A 17,327-nucleotide genomic window follows, 5' to 3' on the forward strand; every position below is an offset into this window, starting at 1 on the left:
GTCAGGACGTAACGGAGGCTCCGGTCCGTTGCATCGGGTTTCAGGTGATCTTTTCGACCAGGGCCCAGACACCGGTGGACGGGTTGCGGCCGTGCTCGGAACCCAGCTCGACGTCGTGTTTCTTCGCGCGCAGGACCGCGGATCCGATCCCGCTCTCGTAGTCCGCGAACCGCAACGCCGACTTGCTGAACCCCGGAACATGCTTGACCAGGCGTTTCGCCACGTCTCCGTAGCAGGTCAACGGCGCCGAGCACGCCTCGAAATGCAGCAGCAGCCAGAACTCGAAACAGGGATTCGAGATCGCCAGGCTGACCCGGAGGCGGCGCGCGGTCGCGGCCGCCTTGTCGAGGTCGAACTCGTCGACGTCGACCACGCACCACACCTCGTCGTGCGTTCCCTCGGCACGGTCGCGCATTCCCGCCGCGTACTTGACCACGGCTTCCGGGTCGCCACGCTTCGCTTTGATCTTGATCGTGATGGCGGGGTTCCGACGAGCCCGCTTGAGCCCTTCGAAGTACGCGGGCTCCGTGGCCTCGGCGCCACAGACGACGAGGATCGACGTGCGCTGTTCCCGAAACGCCGATCGCCTCCGGCCGCTGTTCTCCCGGCGGGTCATCTGCCCAGCACTGCCTCGGTGAAATCGCCCAGTACCGGCACGGCCCCGTAGCTACCGGCGAGATAGCGCCGTTCGGTGTTCTGATCCTTGCGCGGTTTGAAGTCCGTGAGCGGGTAAAGCTCGCTGGCGCCTTCGGCGTTCTTGTCGACGAACCAGATCTGGTCCCGGTCCAGCACGTTGTCGCCGAGCATGGTGCCCAAGAGGCTCGTGTCGTGCGTGGTGAAGATGAGCTGGGCGCCGTGGGGATTGGTCTCTTCTGATTGGAACAGGCCTACCAATTCCGCAGTCAGCATGGGATGCAGGCTCGCGTCGATCTCGTCGATCACGAGAACCCAGCCTTCGTCGAGAACATCCAGAACGGTCGGAAGCAAGCCGAGCCAGTTTCGCGTACCCGCGGACTCGTCACGCAATTCGAAAGCCGCGTCCGCGTCACTGTGCCGGAAGGTCAGCCTCCACCGTGGCCGATGCAACCCCACGCCGGCAGCTCGTCTGGCTGTGAACTGCGGCCTTCGGTGCTCGACCGGCTCCTCGATCGACTCCGCGATGACATCGGTGATCCCCACGTCGGCCGCTGCCAGAAGGGAAAGCAGGCGGCGGCCATTACGCGCGTCGCGCCGAAGGAATTCTCCAACCCCGTTCGCGAGTTCACCGGAGGCCCAGGCTGAGTCGACCCTGACGATTCGGAGCCACTGCTCGAACCAGCGGTAGGCAGGCATCAAGGGCCCGAGCTCAAGCTCCGAGCACAAGCTCAAGATGAGCACGTCCCCCCGGACAAGCTCCTCCAACGCCGCGAACTTGCCTCGCAGATCCGAGGACGTGGACCCGAACTTGAGCTCATCACGGCTTCGCTCGAACACCACACGCCGACGCTTTGCCGGGTAGGCGTAGAGCCACTCGTCCTCGATTCCGTCGTCGTCGACGCTGAAACCATAGGTATACCGGCCCCCGTCGGCCACTATCTCGACCACGAATGTCGTCGGACGCTCCGCAGCCTCGGGGTCAAGCCGGAAAACACCGCGGCCGTTACCGACGATCCGAAGCCCGACGACCGCCGCGGCCATGTAGATGAGCCCGTCGAGCAGGTTCGACTTGCCGGAGGCGTTCGCCCCGTAGATCGCGGCCACCGGAACCGCCCCACGCTCGTCCCCCGGCATCGCGGGCATCAGGAGCAGCTCCTGCTCGTCACGGAACGAGCGATGGTTACCCAACCGGAAGCTTCGGAGCACCCTGACCACCTCCCTGGCAAAGTTTCAGGCCGTTCCGTACCAGTAAACCGCACAGAACGACCTGAAGCACCACCCAGGGCCAGGTCAGTCGTCGGAGACGTCGCCGCCGTTCGCGTCCCCGCCGCCGCGGATCATGAACAGCACCGACTCCAGCTCCTCCGGCTTGATCAGCACGTCCCGCGCCTTCGAACCCTCCGAGGGGCCGACGACGCCGCGGCTCTCCAGCAGGTCCATCAGGCGCCCGGCCTTCGCGAAGCCGACCCGCAGCTTCCGCTGCAGCATCGACGTCGAACCGAACTGCGAGGTGACGATCAGCTCGGCGGCCTGCAACAGCACGTCGAGGTCGTCGCCGATGTCGGAGTCGATCTCCTTCTTCTCGCCCGCCTTCGCCGCGGTGACGCCGTCCTGGTAGTCCGGCTGCGCCTGTTCCTTGGCGAAATTCACCACCGCGGCGATCTCTTCGTCGCCGACGAAGGCGCCCTGGATACGGACCGGTTTCCCGGCGCCCATCGGCAGGTACAGGGCGTCACCCATACCGATGAGCTTCTCCGCGCCGGGCTGGTCGAGGATGACCCGCGAGTCGGTGAGCGAGGAGGTCGCGAACGCCAGCCGCGACGGCACGTTGGTCTTGATCAGGCCGGTCACGACGTCGACCGACGGGCGCTGGGTCGCCAGGACCAGGTGGATACCGGCGGCCCGCGCCTTCTGGGTGATCCGGACGATCGCGTCCTCGACGTCGCGCGGGGCGGTCATCATCAGGTCGGCGAGCTCGTCGACGATCGCCATGATGTACGGGTACGGCGCGTACACGCGCTCGCTGCCGGGCGGCGCGGTGATCTCGCCCGAGCGCACCTTCTTGTTGTAGTCGTCGATGTGCCGGACCTTGTTGACCTGCATGTCCTGATAGCGCTGTTCCATCTCCTCCACCAGCCAGGCCAGCGCGGCGGCGGCCTTCTTCGGCTGGGTGATGATGGGCGTGATCAGGTGCGGGATGCCCTCGTACGGGGTCAGCTCGACCATCTTCGGGTCGATCAGGATCATCCGGCACTCGTCCGGCGTCGACCGTGCGAGCAGCGACACCAGCATCGAGTTCACGAAGCTCGACTTACCGGAACCGGTGGACCCCGCCACCAGCAGGTGCGGCATCTTCGTCAGGTTCGCGGTGACGAAATGGCCTTCGATGTCCTTGCCGAGCCCGATGACCATCGGGTGGTTGTCCTTGACCGTCGACGGCGCGCGCAGCACGTCGCCGAGGCGCACCATCTCGCGGTCGGAGTTCGGGACCTCGATGCCGACCGCGGATTTGCCGGGGATCGGCGCCAGCAGCCGGACGTTGTCGGTCGCCACCGCGTAGGCGATGTTCTTGGTCAGCGCGGTGATCTTCTCGACCTTCACGCCGGGGCCGAGCTCGACCTCATACCGGGTGACCGTCGGGCCCCGGGTGAAGCCGGTTACCTGCGCGTCGACGTTGAACTGCTCCAGCACGCCGGTGATCGCCTCGATCATGGCGTCGTTGGCCTTGCTGCGGGACTTCGGCGCGTCGCCGAGCTTCAGCAGGTCCGGCGGCGGGAGCTTGTAGTCGCCTTCGACGGTCCTGGTGACCGCCAGTGGCGCCTCGGCCTTCTTCGGCTTCTTCTCTTCGACAGGCTTGGGTGCGGGCTTCGGCGGGCGCAGCGGCGTCGGAGCTTCGGCCAGCGCGGCCTCGATGTCGAGTTGCTCGCCGTCTTGGTCACCCGAGGCCTGGCGGCGCCGCGACGGCTTCCGCAGGCGGACCGATTTCGGGTCTGCCTCGGTGACGGCGTCGCGTTCCTCGTGGATGGCCTTGCGCTCGGCCTCGGCCTCTTCGATCTCTTCGGGGTCGAGACCCCAGTTGCGCAGCCGGTGCGGGATCTCCCGGACCGGGGTCCCGGTGAACACGAGCGTGCCGAACAGCAGCGCCAGCACCAGCAGCGGAATGGCGACCCACGTCGTGACGCCCATGGTCAGCAGGCCACCGGAGAACGCGCCGATCACCCCGCCGGCGTACATCCGGCCGTCGTTGGTCTCGGGCAGCGCGGTGAAGATGTGCAGCAGGCCGAGCACGGCCAGGACGACCAGGATGGTGCCGATGACCATCCGCGGCCGGGCTTCCGGCACCGGTTCCGAACGCATCAGCGCGACGGCGACGACGGTGAGCACGAGCGGCAGCGTCACCGCGCCCGCTCCCAGCAGTGAGCGGGTGCCGACCTCGACCCAGCCGCCGATCGGGCCCGCGGCCCGCCACCAGACGCCGAACGCGATCACCAGCGCCAGCGCGATCAGGCCGAGCGCGAGACCGTCGCGGCGGTGCTCGGGTTCGAGTTCGCGGCCGCGCCCGACCGTCCGCGCCAGGGTCCCGAGGCCCTTCGCGAGCAGGTTCCAGGTGCCGCGCACGCCTTTGGCGAACGTGCCGGACGAGCGCTTCCGGGGCGCCGGACGCCGTGGAGCGGGCTTCCTCGCAGCCGTTGACCTGGGCTTCGCCGGGGTACGCGGCTTTCGCGCCGGCCCCTTGCTGCCGCCGCTTCGCGCCGTACTCCGTTTCCTGGTCGTCGACCCGCTAGCCATGCCTCCACGGTAACCGCCTCGACCCTCCAGCCCCGGCTGCCACTCGGAGCACATTCGGAACATTCGTCTCAGGTCACAGCTTGAGCGGCCATCCGGGTGAAATGCGGTTCATGACATGCTCTGCCCCATGTTCGCGCTGCATCAGGATGAGAATTCGGCTCGCCGCGCCCCCGCGATCTGGCGCACGATGCTGAACATCGACCGGGGGCTGGTCAACTTCGTCGGCAAACTCACCGTGACCGGCGGTGTCCCGGCGGAACTGCGACGGCGACCCCTGCTCATGACGGCCAACCACATCGGCGTTTTCGACGCCTTCGTGCTGATGGCCGCCTGCAAACGGATCGGCATCAACCCGCGGTTCATGCTGGCGGGCGGCATCCTCGACGCGCCGGTCATCGGCCCCGCGCTGCGGGTCAGCGGTCACCTGCGGGTCGACCGCAAGGAGGCTTCGACGGCCATCGGCCAGTTCGCCGAAGCCACCGAGGCGCTGCGGACCACCCGCGACCCGCTGATCGTCTACCCCGAAGGCCGGATCAGCCACGACCCCGGCCTGTGGCCGGAGCGGGGCAAGACCGGCGCCGCGCGGCTCGCGCTGGCGGCAGGCGTCCCGGTGATCCCGATCAGCCAGTGGGGCGCGCACGAGGCCGTGTACTGGGGGACGGAGACCGTCAACGGGCCCGCCGACCTGGTGCCGCTCGCCAAGTCCGGGCTGAGCGCGCCCATGCGGCGCCCCCGGTTCAAGGTGCACTTCGGCGACCCGGTGGACCTTTCCGACGTCGAGCCGGAACGGCCGGGCGCCGGGGTCCGCGCGCACGCCAAGATCATGCAGGCGATCACCGACGGCCTGGTCCCGCTGCGCCGTGACGAGCTGGACAAGCCGCGGTTCCACGACCCGACGCGGCCGACGGACACGGTCAGCCCTTGGAAGAAGCACTGAAGTTCCGGATCATGGGACGGGTGCTCACGCTCGCCTAAGGTCGGCGGACGTGAGCACCCGCATCCTCGTCGTCTACTACAGCGCGACGGGCAACACCGCGAAATTGGCGTCGGCCCTGGCCGACGGCGCCCGTGAGGCCGAGGCCGACGTCCGTGTCCGCACGGTTCCCGAAACCGCCCCGCCCGGTGCGGTGGCGAGCAATCCGCGCTGGCAGGCGTGGGTGGACGCGGGGCCGCACCACGAGCTCGCGACACTGGAAGACCTGGAATGGGCCGACGGGTTCGCCGCCGGGAGCCCGACCCGTTTCGGCGGCCCCGCCGCGCAGCTGAAGTCCTTTTTGGACAGCACCGGTGGCCTGTGGGCCAAGGGAAAGCTGGTGAACAAGGTCGCGACGTCGTTCACCACGGCGTCCACCGCGCACGGCGGGCTCGAAGCGACGGTCCTGGCGACCAACAACGTCTTCTACCACTGGGGCGCCATCGTCCTGCCGCTCGGCTACACCGATCCGCGGCTGCTCGAATCGGGCAATCCGTACGGCGGCTCGTTCGTCTCGCGTAAATCCGCCGAACCCGACGAGCTCGCCCTGGACGCCCTCCGCCTGCAGGGCCGACGGCTCGCCACCGTCTCGCGCTACGTCGCCGACGGCCTTTTCAAGGACGGGTGAACGGAACCGCGCGCCGGTCTCCCGCGTCGTAGTGTGGTCACACAGCGTCACTCCACGGGGAGGAAGCGGGATGGCCGGCGGGTACGAGGTGGTCCTGGAGACGATCGGCGCCGCGTCAGGCGCGGCGAAACGGGCTTCGGACGACGTCGGGAAGGTGGACCTCGCGGCCACGCTCGCCGATGTCGCGGCGGGTTTGCCCGGTGGTGTGTCGGGTGAAGCGGCCCGGCTGCTCGCGGACGCCTGGGGCCGCGCGGCACCGGGCTGGGCCGAGAACACGTCGGACTACGCGACGCGGCTCGACGAGGCGGCCGTCCGCTACCGCTCGAACGAGCGAGAGGCGTCGAAAGACCTGCGCGCGACCGGGACACCGGTCTGATGCTCACCTGGGGTGACGTGCGCCGGTGGGATCCGGCCGCGATCGGGCGGGTGGCCGACGCGCTCAACGTCGGCTGCGCCCGGATCATCGCCGCGAACGACGACGTCGAAGCCATGGCCCGCTTGACGGGCTGGACCGGGGACGCCGCCACGGCCGCGTTGACGCGGGGCGAATCACTGACCTCCACCCTGGAGCGGTTGGTCGCCGAGGCGGCCGCGGTCCGGCGGGGCGCGCACGAGGTGCAGATCGCGCTGGACCGGATCGTCGCGTTCGTGCGGGAGACCGACGAACTCGCTTCCCGGCACGGCCTGCTCATCGGCGCCGGGGGCGAGATCGCGCTTTCGGGTGGTTCCGCGCGGCCGGATCAGCCTCGGGTGAAGGCGGAACTCGCCGACCGGATCGAGCAGCTGCTGCGCCGCGCCACCGACGTCGACGCCGATTTCGCGGACATCATGCGGCGGGCCTTGCGGGGCGAGATCACCGAACAGGGTGGCGACACCCTCGCGCAGGCGGCGGACGCCGGAGCCGCGCAAAGCGGCCTGTCGATCATCGGCCCGCCGGAGAACGGCTCCCCCGGTGACAACAAGGCGTGGTGGGCGAGTCTGTCGGACACGGCGAAAGTCGCTCTGCTGCAAGGAAATCCGGGACTCGTCGGCAATCTCGACGGGATCCCGGCGGCCGACCGCGACGCCGCCAACCGAGCCGTCCTCGCCCGTGAGATCGCACGGCTCCAAGGCGATCCCAAGCTCAGAGGCTTGGAAGCCATCCAGCAGCGGCTGGACCGGTCGGACCCGCAGGCGTTCCTGCTGGGGCTGGACACCGGCGGCGACGGGAAGGCGATCGTTTCGGCGGGAAACCCCGACACCGCGGTGAATGTCGCGACGTATGTGCCGGGGACCGGTTCGGAGCTGTCGAAGATCGGCGGCGATCTCAACCGGTCCGACAAGATGTGGGCCGCGGCGACGACTTCGGGCTCCCCGTCGACCGCCGTGATCACCTGGCTCGGCTACGACGCGCCGAACGAGATCACCGACGCCGCGAGCGCCAAGTACGCCGACGGCGGCAAGGCCGCGCTCGCCGGATTCCAAGACGGGCTGCGGGAAACGCATCAAGGACCGCCGTCGCACAACACGGTGATGGGCCACAGCTACGGCACCACGGTCGTCGGTCACGCGGCTCGCGACGGCGGTCTCGCCGCGGACGAGCTCGTCTTCGTGGCGAGCCCCGGCGTCGGCGCGCACGACGTGAGCCAGTTGCACCTCGATGGGGTGGATCCGGGCGAGACCGGCAAGCACGTGCACTCGACGGTCGCCGAACACGACATGATCAACCTGGCCAACGTCGAGATCGCCGGATACGACCCGATCCTCGGCCAGGACCCGACCGACGCGGACTTCGGCGGGCAGGTGTTCACCTCGGCGCCGGGCACGGACGGATGGGGCGGGTACAGCACGGAGGCGCACAGCGAATACTGGGAAGACAACAACCCGTCGTTGAACAATCTCGGCCAGATCATCGCCGGGAAACCGACGACGTGACTCGCCGGGCACTCGCCTCGACCCTCGTCCTGCTGATGCTCTCGGCGGCCTGTTCATCTGGAGACGACATGAAAGCGACGATCACCGAGCAGCAGGCTCGCGACAAGGTCGAGCAGTACATCCAAGGCGCGCTGTCGGCGTTGCCCGCCGAGGCCGAGCTGAAGCCGTTCACGCGCAACCGTTCGGAGTGCACGGACCCGACCGACAAAGGACCGCAGGGCCGGTTCGAGATCTCCGCGACCTACGAGATCACCGGCCTGGACCCGGCCCACTTCCCCGAGAATTTCACGGCTGTCATCCAGTGGTGGGAGTCGCACGAGTTCAAGATCCTCACCGACGCCCGGCCGACGGATCAGTACGTCTTCGCGCGCAACACCGGTGACGCCTTCGACATGTCGCTCAAGGCGAACGATCTCGGCAAGTTCTACCTCGGCGCGACCTCCCCCTGTGTCTGGCCGAACGGCACCCCCGAACCCCAGGCCCTCGAAGCCGGCGAACCCGGGCAGCCGGTCGCCGCTCCCCCGGAACCCGAACCGGAACCGGCGCGCAAACCGCGTCGCGCCCCCGTGGACGACGAGGACTTCGCGCAGACCGACTGGACCGACGGCGGCACCTCCTACTGACCCGGACGTCCCGAGCGCCACGCTTGAGACGCTCACTGTCCCGAGCGTGGCGCCCGGGACACCCGGAGCATTCGGAGCGGAAACCAGCCGCTGGGAAAACGGGTCGCCGCGGCGACGCCCGGCCTCTACCCTCCGGCCGTGACCGCCGAACTCGCCACCGCCCCCACGCACCACGTCGCGCATCGCGGCCGGGGCATCACGCTGATCCTGCTCGCCGCGCTGTTCTTCGGGACCTCGGGCGTGCTGGGCAAACCGGCGATGCAGGCGGGCCTGTCGCCGGAGCAGGTCGCGGCGATCCGCATCGGACTGTCCGCGCTCGTGCTCCTCGGTCTGGTCGCGGTCTTCCGGCCGAAGCTGCTCAGGGTGACGAAGCGCGAATGGCCGTTGCTGCTGGCCTACGGGTCGCTCGGCGTCGCCGGCGTCCAGCTCATGTACTTCCTCGCGGCGGGCCGGATCCCGGTCGGGATCGCGATCCTGCTCGAGTTCACCTCACCGGTGCTGATCGCGCTGTGGGTGCGGTTCGTGCGGCGGGTGCGGTTGCCGAAGGCGATGTGGGCGGGGATCGCGCTGGCGATGACCGGGCTCGTCCTGGTCGCGCAGGTCTGGGAGGGCCTCAGCCTGGACGTCGTCGGGCTGCTCGCCGGGCTCGGCGCGGCCGTCTGTTCGGCGGGCTACTTCCTGCTCGGCGAGCGTGGCGTCGCGGACCGGGATCCGCTCGGCATGGTCACCTGGGGGATGACGATCGGCGCGGTCCTCGTCTGCGCGGTCGCCCCGCCGTGGACGATTCCGTGGGGCGTCCTCGGCGACGAGACGGCGTTCGGGCCGTGGCGGCCGCCGGTGTGGTCGCTGCTGGTCGCGCTGGTGCTGATCGCGACCGTCCTCGCCTACGCGACGGGCATGGCGGCGCTGCGTCATCTCCCGGCGTCGGTGGCGAGCGTCGTAGGACTGGTGGAACCGTTGATCGCGGCGGCCGCGGCCTGGCTGCTGCTCGGCGAAGCGCTCAGCTGGGTTCAAGCCGCGGGCGCGGTCGTGCTGCTGACCGGCGCGTACATCGTCCAGTTGACCACGAACGTCGTCCAGACGGACTCAACCGTTCTGGAGGCCCCGTAGGTCCGTGATCTCCTGCTGCTGCGAACGCGCCGTCGTCGCGGCGAGATCGCGGGCGTCGGGATTGCGGCCGTGCTGGGTTTCGGCCTCGGCGATGCGGACCCCCGCCTCGCGCTGACGCAGCAGCCGCGAGACGAACTGACGGTCGAAGTCCTTTCCGGACAGTCCGGCCAGTTGCGCCAGGTCTCCCGGGCTGATGTACCCGTCACGCTGGACGTGCTCCAGGTTCGGATCGTCCGGCGCGGGCTGGCCCCAGGACTCGATGAGCCCGGAAAGCCGCGCGATCTCCGGCTCGTGCGTGTCGATGACGCGCTTCGCGAGGGCCTTCAGCTGCTCGTTCCCCGCGCGGGTTTCCGCCAGTGAAGCCAGATCCACGCCCTGCTGGTGATGCGCGAGGGCCTGCCGCGCGAACGTGAGGTCGGCGTCGTTGAACGGAACCGCCGCCTGCTGCGCCACGGGCGAGGTCCCGGGAGGCGCCGTCTGCGACTGGGGTGCCTCGTCCGAGCAGCCCGCGAGCACGACGGCGGCCAGGGCGGTGGCCAGGGATCGGAGGACGGCGTGCGGCATCGAAGAGCTCCTCGGAAACGCGCGGTGGAGGTGCCTAGGTTGGCAGAGTCCACTTCGGCCTGTTCACCGGGGGTTGCGCAAACACTTTTCCTCTCGCGCTCACGGTGCGACAATCCCGCGATCCGCCGCCACTCCGACAGGAGGTAACCGCGAATGGGCGCAGAAACCACCCCCGAACGGACGACCGAGCGGGCGGGCCTGCGCCCGGACCTGCGGCAACGCCACGTCCGGATGATCGCGCTCGGCGGGATCATCGGCGCGAGCCTGTTCATCGGCAGCGGCGCGGTCATCCACACCGTCGGCCCGGCGGCCGTCCTCTCCTACGCCATCGGCGGTTTGATCGTCGTGCTGGTGATGCGGATGCTCGGCGAGATGGCGACCGCCTCGCCGTCCCAGGGTTCGTTCATGGAATACGCGAGGACTTCGCTCGGCGGCTGGGCGGGTTTCACCGTCGGGTGGCTGTACTGGTACTTCTGGGTCGGCGTGGTCGCGTTCGAGGCCGTCGCCGGGGCGAAGATCCTGCAGACCTGGATTCCCGTTGTGCCGCAATGGATCTTCTCCCTCGTGCTGATGCTGCTGCTGACCGCGACCAATCTCGCCTCGGCCCGGTCGTTCGAGGAGACGGAGTTCTGGCTCGCGTCGGTCAAGATCGCCACGATCGTGGTGTTCCTCGTGGTGGGCATCCTGTTCGTGCTCGGGGCCTGGCCAGGAGGATCGTTCTCGGTCGGCAACATCGCGCAGGACGGCTTCCTCGCCAACGGCCCGTTCTCGGTGGTGCACGGCGTGGTGATCGTGATCTTCTCCTACTTCGGCGCGGAGATCGTCACCATCGCCGCCGCCGAATCGCGGGAGCCCGAAACGGCCGTGCGCAAGGCGACCTCGTCGATCGTCTGGCGCGTCATCGTGTTCTACGTCGGTTCGGTGACGCTGCTGGTGATGATCACCGGCTGGCGTGACATCCCGACCACGACGAGCCCGTTCGCCGCCGCGTTCGGCCGGTTCGGCATCCCCGCCGCCGAGACGATCGTCAGCGCGGTGGTGCTGACGGCGGTGCTGTCGGTGCTGAATTCAGGGCTGTACACCGCTTCCCGCATGTTGTTCGCGTTGCGCGGCAACGGCTGGGCCCCGAAGTGGATCGCGGACACGAACCGGCGTGGCGTGCCGTGGAAGGCGATCCTGGTGTCCACCTCGGTCGGTTACGTGGCCGTGGTGATGAATTTCGTGTCACCGGACAAGATCTTCTACTTCATCATCAACTCCGCCGGCGCGGTCGCGTTGTTCGTCTACGCGATCATCGCGGGCTCGCAGCTGCGGATGCGGCGCCGTTTGGAGGCCGAGGCACCGGAACGGCTGAAACTGCGCATGTGGGGCTACCCGTGGCTGAGCTGGCTCACCCTCGCCGGGACGCTGGCGGTGGTCGCGTCCATGCTGTTCGTGGACGCGGACACCCGCGCCCAGCTGTACCTGAGCCTGATCAGCCTGGCGGTGATCCTCGGTGTCTACTTCATCCAGCGCCGGCGATCCGGCCGAGAGCCCCGTAAAACACCTCTCCGATCTTCGCGGGATCACGGCTGAGGAAGACCTGGCCGCCGGTGGGCGCGACGAGCTGCGCGAGCTCGGTCTCGTCGGCCTCCGGGCCGATCCCGACGGCGATCAACGGCACCGGACGGTCCGGGTCACGCAGCTTTCCCAGTTCCGCCATCAGGTTCTGGCGGCCGACGCCCGCGGGATCGGTGTCGCGGCCGTCGGTCATCACGATGACCAGGTTCAGCTGCCCCCGCGCCCATTCCTTGCGTGCCAGCCGATAGACGTCGAGGACGCTGTCGTAGAGCCCGGTCCGCCCGTCCGGGACGGCGCGGACCGCGCGCAGCCGCTCCACCGCGGCCAGCTGCCGTCCGACCGGCGCCATCGGCAGGATCTCCCGGTAGTCGCGCTCACCGTCCATTTTGGTCGCGAACGCCAGGAAACGGATCTGTGACGCGGGTTTGAACAAATGCAGCGCGTTCTCCGCCGCCTCCACCGTGACCCGCAGCCGGGACTTGCCGGTTCCCGGGACCGGCGCGCTCATCGACCCGGAGACGTCGATGAGCACCTGGGCCCGGGCGGTCACGTTCACCCCCGCCCACTGGGTGAGCGCTTTGTCGACCTCCTCGGCGGCCGGGATCTCGGCGCTGCGCTGTCCTTGCGCCTCGACGCGCTGATCGGTTTCGGTCAACCGCAACGCCTGCCCGCCCGGAGCACGGAGACCGGCCGGTGTGCCGGTCGCCGAACCCTGGAGCAGAGCCCGTTTCAGCGCGGCGACGGCCCTGCCCTGCTGCTCCGTCGCGCTCGCGATCTCCACGAACGGGTAGTCGAGCGAGAGGGACGCGGGGGAATACGCGGCCACCAAGGCGGTCCCGCCGGCGGAGAGCTGCGCGTTGTGCCGCAGCACGGCGTTCTCCGACGCGGGGAACACCGTCGCGCCGGAAGCGGTGGCGGTGAACTTCCGGAGCAAGGCCACGTACGCGCCGGTGGGATCCGTGGCTTCGCCGGCGACGTCACGGAGCGCCAGCAGTGCGGAAACCCCGACCGGGTCGCGTACCGGATCCGGCATACCGCCCACGATTCCGGTGCTGCCGAGCACTTCCGGCCAGGTCAGCGGTTTGCGGGGCCAGCCGAGCCCGGCCGCGACCGGCTCCGCGACCGCGAGCACCACCGGCGAACTGGCCACCGACGGGCCGGAAACGGGAACCCCGTGGGCACGCCGCAGGAACAGCGTCGAGGACGGGATCCAGGCCTGGGGCCGCGGCGCGGTTCCGGCCAGTTCGTCCGCCACCTGAAGGGAATCCCTGGGCTGGACGTCGAAAGCGACACAGGCGAGCTGCAGGTCACGGGCGGTCCGCACGACGGCGGGGGCGATGTCGGGCGACGCGGCCACGACCACCCGGGCGGGCTCGCAGCCGGGATCGGAGCGCGCCCGGGCCACGGCCACCCAGGTGGCCGCGCCGAGCACGGCCGCCAGCGCGAGCGCCAGCAGCGGGATCAGCATCCGTCTTCGGGTCCGGGCGGTGGCGTGGCGGCCCATCGACTCTCCCGGCATGGGGGTGCGAGGAGCGTCCGAGGGTACGCCGCCCGCACCCCTAGGGGAAGGCTGCGACTTTCGTCGTAGAAGAACCACACCAAGGCGGGAGGTGTCCGAGATCTGATCACGGAACACTTGCCCCGTAAGGAAAACACTCGAAACCGGGGGAATCAGTGACGAACCGGCCCACTCGTGCGGAACAGCGCAAAGCCCGCAACGCCCTCTTCGGTCAGACGGTCATGATCGCCTTCGCTCTGCTGCTGACGGCGGCCGCCGGTCGGTCTTCATCGGGATGAGCCGCGCGTGAGCGACCGGTGAGTTGGCCCAGGCACGCCAGGGTGGCGGCCAGGAGTGCGCGGCGTCAGGTCGCTCCACCCGGGCGTCCGTGAAGTCCACGCGGCCTTCGAACCCGGCCTCGGCGAACGTGGTCGTCCCGCCGAACAACGCGCCGCTGAAACTGACGTGCCTGGGGAAGGCCGCCGCGCGGAAGTCGGTGTCGCCGGTGAACCAGGTCCGGTCGAAGTTCGCGAAGCGCAAGAACCGGGCACCCCGGAAGTTCCCGCCGACGATCACGCCGTCGCGGACGTCGACGCCACTGAGGTCGCAGTCCTGGAAGTCCGGCTCGACGAGCACCGCGTCCTGGAGTTCCAGTTCCTCGACCTCCCAGAACTCGGCGCCCCCGGATCGCCGGAGGTGCCGGGTGAGCAAGCCCTGCGCGGCACGCCGGATCTCGAACTCTTCCTCGTCTTCGACCGGGAAGCGGAAGGGCCTGCGCAGGTAGGCGCACGTCAGCTCGATGACCTCGTCTCGCACGTCGGGGGTTTTCGCGCCCGCACCGCTCCAGGTCCCCGAGGCCCGAGAGACGCTCGGCGGCGTCCTCGCTGTCCAGCTTCTCGGAGAGGCTGTCCACCGTCGCGGCGAGACGTTGCCAGTGATCCGCCTGCCGCGCGTGAGCCCTTTGCTCGGGCCGCAGCCGCCGGTCGCGCCGGATCCCCTCGATCGCGATCCAGCCCACGTAGACCGCGCCGACCCCCAGCGCGACGCCCGCCAGCGCCGCCACGACGTGAACCCCCACCATCATGGGGTGATTATGCGCGAGAAGGCCCCCTCACTCGACTGAGTAAGGGGGCCTTCTCGCGCGTTCGAACTAGGCGCTGTCCTGCAAGTCATGTTCGCGGTCTTCGCGCCCAGGCGGCCCCTGACGGCACGGGCGGATGCGCCCGAGTACAACCCGGTACGAGGCCGATCCGCCCGCACCGTCAGGAACCACCTGGATCACGAAGCCCATCGAACAGACTTACAGGACAGCGCCTAGACGGGGATGACCGTCGGCACGATCATCGGGCGGCGCCGGTAGGTGTCGGCGACCCAGCGGCCGACGACGCGGCGCACGGCCTGCGCGATGCGGTGCGTGTCGGTGATGCCCTCGGCCTCGGTCCTGGCGAGTTCCATCTCCACCATCGGGAGCACGGCGTCGAGCGCCTTGGGGTCGTCGGAGAACCCGCGTCCGGACACCGTCGGACGGGTCACCGCCCGGCCGGTGCTCGTGTCCACGGCGACGGTGATGGCGATGAAGCCGCCCTCGCCGAGCACGAGCCTGTCGGACAGCGTCGACTCGCCGACGTCGCCGACCGAGAGGCCGTCGACGTACACGTGCCCGACCTCGACCCGGCCGGTCCGCGAAGCCTTGCCGTCGACGAGGTCGACCACGACACCGTCTTCGGCGATGACCACGTTCTCCGGCGCGACACCGGTGCGCACGGCCAGTTCGCCGTTGGCGCGCAGGTGCTTCCACTCGCCGTGCACCGGCATGACGTTGCTGGGGCGCACCGCGTTGTACAGGTACAGCAGTTCGCCCGCCGACGCGTGCCCGGACACGTGCACCTTGGCGTTGCCCTGGTGCACGACGTTCGCGCCGAGCCGGGTGAGGCCGTTGACGACACCGAAGACCGCGGTCTCGTTGCCCGGGATCATCGAGCTGGCCAGGACGACGGTGTCGCCGGCGCGGATCGAGATCTGCCGGTGCTCGCCGCGCGCCATCCGCGACAGCGCCGACAGCGGCTCGCCCTGCGAACCGGTCGACACGAACAGCACCTTGCTCTCGGGCAGGTCGCTGGCCTGGTCGAGGTTGACCAGCAGGCCGTCGGGCACGTTCAGCAGGCCGAGGTCGGCGGCGATGCCCATGTTGCGGACCATCGACCGGCCGACGAAGGCGACCCGGCGGCCGTGCCGCACGGCGGCGTCGAGGACCTGCTGGACGCGGTGCACGTGGCTGGCGAAGCAGGCGACGATGACGCGCTGCCCGACCTTGCGGACGACGTCGTCGAGCACCGGGCCGATGTCGCGCTCCGGCATGACGAAGCCGGGCACCTCGGCGTTGGTCGAGTCGACGCAGAACAGGTCCACGCCCTCGTCGCCGAGCCGGGAGAACCCGGCGAGGTCGGTCAGCCTGCCGTCGAGCGGGAGCTGGTCGAGCTTGATGTCACCGGTGTGCAGCACGACCCCCGCGGGCGTGCGGATGGCCACCGCGAGCGCGTCCGGGATCGAGTGGTTGACCGCGAAGAACTCGAGGTCGAACGCGCCGACCTTGCGGCGCTCGCCCTCGCGCACCTCGACCAGGTTCGGCCGCTGGCGGTGCTCCTTGGCCTTGGCCGCGAGCAGCGCGTTCGTGAACCGGGAGCCGTAGATCTTCAGGTCCGGGACGAGCCGCAGCAGGAACGGGACGGCGCCGATGTGGTCCTCGTGCCCGTGGGTGAGGACGAGGCCGTCGATGTCGTCCAGGCGGTCTTCGATCGCGCGGAAGTCGGGCAGGATCAGGTCGACGCCGGGCTGGTCGTCTTCGGGGAAGAGGACCCCGCAGTCGACGATCAGCAGACGGCCGCCGAACTCGAAGACGGTCATGTTGCGGCCGACTTCGCCGATCCCGCCGAGCGCGACCACGCGCAAGGCGCCTTCGGGCAGTGCCGGCGGCGGCGTGGTCGGTCCGGGTCCGGTTGGCAATGAACTCACCGAGGCATGGTCCCTACGCTGGTGTGTGAGGTCGGCGCCGTGTAGGCCGCCGCTGAATCTGCTTGTGCCACTCGTGCACCATGCCAGTCACTGGCATCGCTGTCGCCGAGCGGCACGCCCCCCTGGGCGAGATCGGCGGAAATCGCCTGGAGCTGGTCTTCGCTCGCGGCCACGATGGGCAGCCGCGGGTCGCCGATGTCGAATCCGCGCAGCCGCAGGGCCGCCTTCGAGAACGCGACGCCGCCGACGCGGGACATCGCCCGCAGCACCGGCAGCATCCCGCGGTGGTTGGTGCGCGCGGTGGAGGTGTCGCCGGATTCGTAGGCGTCCATCATGCCGCGGATGCGGCCGGCCACGACGTGCCCGATCACGCTGACCACGCCCGCGCCGCCGACGGCGACCCACGGCAGGTTGAGGCCGTCGTCGCCGGAGTAGTAGGCGAGCTGCGAGTTCGCGATGACCTCGGAGCCGGCGATCAGGTCGCCCTTGGCGTCCTTGACCGCGAGGATGCGCGGGTGCTCGGCGAGCCGCAGCAGCGTGTCGACCTCGATGGGGACGATCGAGCGCGGCGGGATGTCGTAGAGCATCACCGGCAGGCCGGTCGCGTCGGCGACCGTGGTGAAGTGCGCGTAGAGCCCGGCCTGGCTGGGCCGCGAGTAGTACGGCGTGACGACGAGGACACCGTGGGCACCGGCCGCTTCGGCCTGCTTCACCTGCTCGATGCTGTGCGCGGTGTTGTTCGTGCCGGCCCCGGCGACGATCGTCGCGCGGTCACCGACGGCGTCGACGACGGCGCGGACGAGCTCGGCCTTCTCGGCGTCGGTCGTGGTCGGGCTCTCCCCGGTCGTGCCGTTCACGACGAGACCGTCGTTGCCCAGTTCCACGAGGTGTTCGGCGAGCTCCTGTGCCCGCTTCAGGTCCAGCGCCCCGTCGGCGTCGAAGGGGGTGGCCATCGCGGTGAGCACGCGCCCGAACGGTCTTCCCGGCGCTGCGGTGGGTGGAGTGGACATGCTGTGAAGG

Annotated in this window: 15 protein-coding genes; 7 read left to right on the plus strand and 8 right to left on the minus strand. The window is 69.5% G+C overall.

Annotation, left to right across the window (positions count from 1 at the left end):
• Positions 1–40 precede the first annotated feature (40 nt).
• From IE302_RS12205 to IE302_RS12215, 3 genes are all read right to left on the minus strand, one after another.
• Entirely contained in the window at positions 41–616 is a 576-nt protein-coding gene (locus IE302_RS12205) for an RloB family protein (RefSeq protein ID WP_191254564.1), read from the minus strand.
• Positions 613–1,842 carry an AAA family ATPase gene (locus tag IE302_RS12210; RefSeq protein ID WP_191254565.1) on the minus strand — a complete coding sequence of 410 codons (1,230 nt, stop codon included), beginning with the start codon at positions 1,840–1,842 and terminating at the stop codon, positions 613–615. Before IE302_RS12210 ends, IE302_RS12205 begins: the two co-directional genes overlap by 4 nt.
• A gap of 84 nt (positions 1,843–1,926) precedes the next feature.
• A complete protein-coding gene (locus IE302_RS12215; RefSeq protein WP_191254566.1) occupies positions 1,927–4,254 on the minus strand; it encodes an FtsK/SpoIIIE family DNA translocase in 2,328 nt (775 codons plus the stop codon).
• 298 nt (positions 4,255–4,552) lie between these two features.
• Here IE302_RS12215 and IE302_RS12220 point away from each other — a divergent pair, with 298 nt between their 5' ends.
• The 6 genes from IE302_RS12220 (at position 4,553) to IE302_RS12245 (ending at position 9,673) form a co-directional block, all read left to right on the plus strand.
• A complete protein-coding gene (locus IE302_RS12220; RefSeq protein ID WP_191254567.1) occupies positions 4,553–5,362 on the plus strand; it encodes a lysophospholipid acyltransferase family protein in 810 nt (269 codons plus the stop codon).
• Positions 5,363–5,411: 49 nt separating this feature from the next.
• Positions 5,412–6,026, plus strand: coding sequence for an NAD(P)H:quinone oxidoreductase (gene wrbA / locus IE302_RS12225; protein WP_191254568.1), 615 nt, complete (start codon positions 5,412–5,414; stop codon positions 6,024–6,026).
• 70 nt (positions 6,027–6,096) lie between these two features.
• Complete coding sequence (locus tag IE302_RS12230) at positions 6,097–6,402, plus strand: hypothetical protein (protein ID WP_191254569.1); 306 nt, start codon at positions 6,097–6,099, stop codon at positions 6,400–6,402.
• Positions 6,402–7,940: an alpha/beta hydrolase gene (locus IE302_RS12235; RefSeq protein WP_191254570.1), complete on the plus strand. Its 1,539-nt coding sequence runs from the start codon at positions 6,402–6,404 to the stop codon at positions 7,938–7,940. Before IE302_RS12230 ends, IE302_RS12235 begins: the two co-directional genes overlap by 1 nt.
• Before the next feature lie 68 nt (positions 7,941–8,008).
• A complete protein-coding gene (locus IE302_RS12240; RefSeq protein WP_191254571.1) occupies positions 8,009–8,563 on the plus strand; it encodes a hypothetical protein in 555 nt (184 codons plus the stop codon).
• 138 nt (positions 8,564–8,701) lie between these two features.
• A complete protein-coding gene (locus IE302_RS12245; RefSeq protein ID WP_191254572.1) occupies positions 8,702–9,673 on the plus strand; it encodes an EamA family transporter in 972 nt (323 codons plus the stop codon).
• On the opposite strand, the gene IE302_RS12250 is transcribed toward IE302_RS12245, so the two are convergent.
• The gene (locus tag IE302_RS12250) at positions 9,650–10,237 is read right to left on the minus strand and encodes a DUF305 domain-containing protein (RefSeq protein ID WP_191254573.1); all 588 of its coding nucleotides are present in this window, start codon (positions 10,235–10,237) and stop codon (positions 9,650–9,652) included. The genes IE302_RS12245 and IE302_RS12250 overlap by 24 nt on opposite strands.
• A gap of 153 nt (positions 10,238–10,390) precedes the next feature.
• Between IE302_RS12250 and IE302_RS12255 the strand changes: the two genes are divergently transcribed.
• Positions 10,391–11,812, plus strand: coding sequence for an amino acid permease (locus IE302_RS12255; RefSeq protein ID WP_191254574.1), 1,422 nt, complete (start codon positions 10,391–10,393; stop codon positions 11,810–11,812).
• On the opposite strand, the gene IE302_RS12260 is transcribed toward IE302_RS12255, so the two are convergent.
• The 4 genes from IE302_RS12260 to dapA all read right to left on the minus strand — a co-directional run bounded on the left by IE302_RS12260 (position 11,742) and on the right by dapA (position 17,317).
• Positions 11,742–13,301, minus strand: a complete 1,560-nt coding sequence (locus IE302_RS12260) for a VWA domain-containing protein (protein ID WP_191254575.1) — start codon at positions 13,299–13,301, stop codon at positions 11,742–11,744. The genes IE302_RS12255 and IE302_RS12260 overlap by 71 nt on opposite strands.
• 234 nt (positions 13,302–13,535) lie before the next feature.
• A complete protein-coding gene (locus tag IE302_RS12265) occupies positions 13,536–14,111 on the minus strand; it encodes a pentapeptide repeat-containing protein (protein WP_229907715.1) in 576 nt (191 codons plus the stop codon).
• A 498-nt stretch (positions 14,112–14,609) separates the two neighbouring features.
• Positions 14,610–16,307: a ribonuclease J gene (locus IE302_RS12270; RefSeq protein WP_191254576.1), complete on the minus strand. Its 1,698-nt coding sequence runs from the start codon at positions 16,305–16,307 to the stop codon at positions 14,610–14,612.
• Positions 16,304–17,317, minus strand: coding sequence for a 4-hydroxy-tetrahydrodipicolinate synthase (gene dapA, locus IE302_RS12275; RefSeq protein ID WP_191254577.1), 1,014 nt, complete (start codon positions 17,315–17,317; stop codon positions 16,304–16,306). The genes IE302_RS12270 and dapA overlap by 4 nt, the downstream gene beginning before the upstream one ends.
• Between the last annotated feature and the right edge of the window lie 10 nt (positions 17,318–17,327).

The organism is Amycolatopsis oliviviridis, assembly GCF_014654365.1.
Lineage (GTDB): Bacteria > Actinomycetota > Actinomycetes > Mycobacteriales > Pseudonocardiaceae > Amycolatopsis > Amycolatopsis oliviviridis.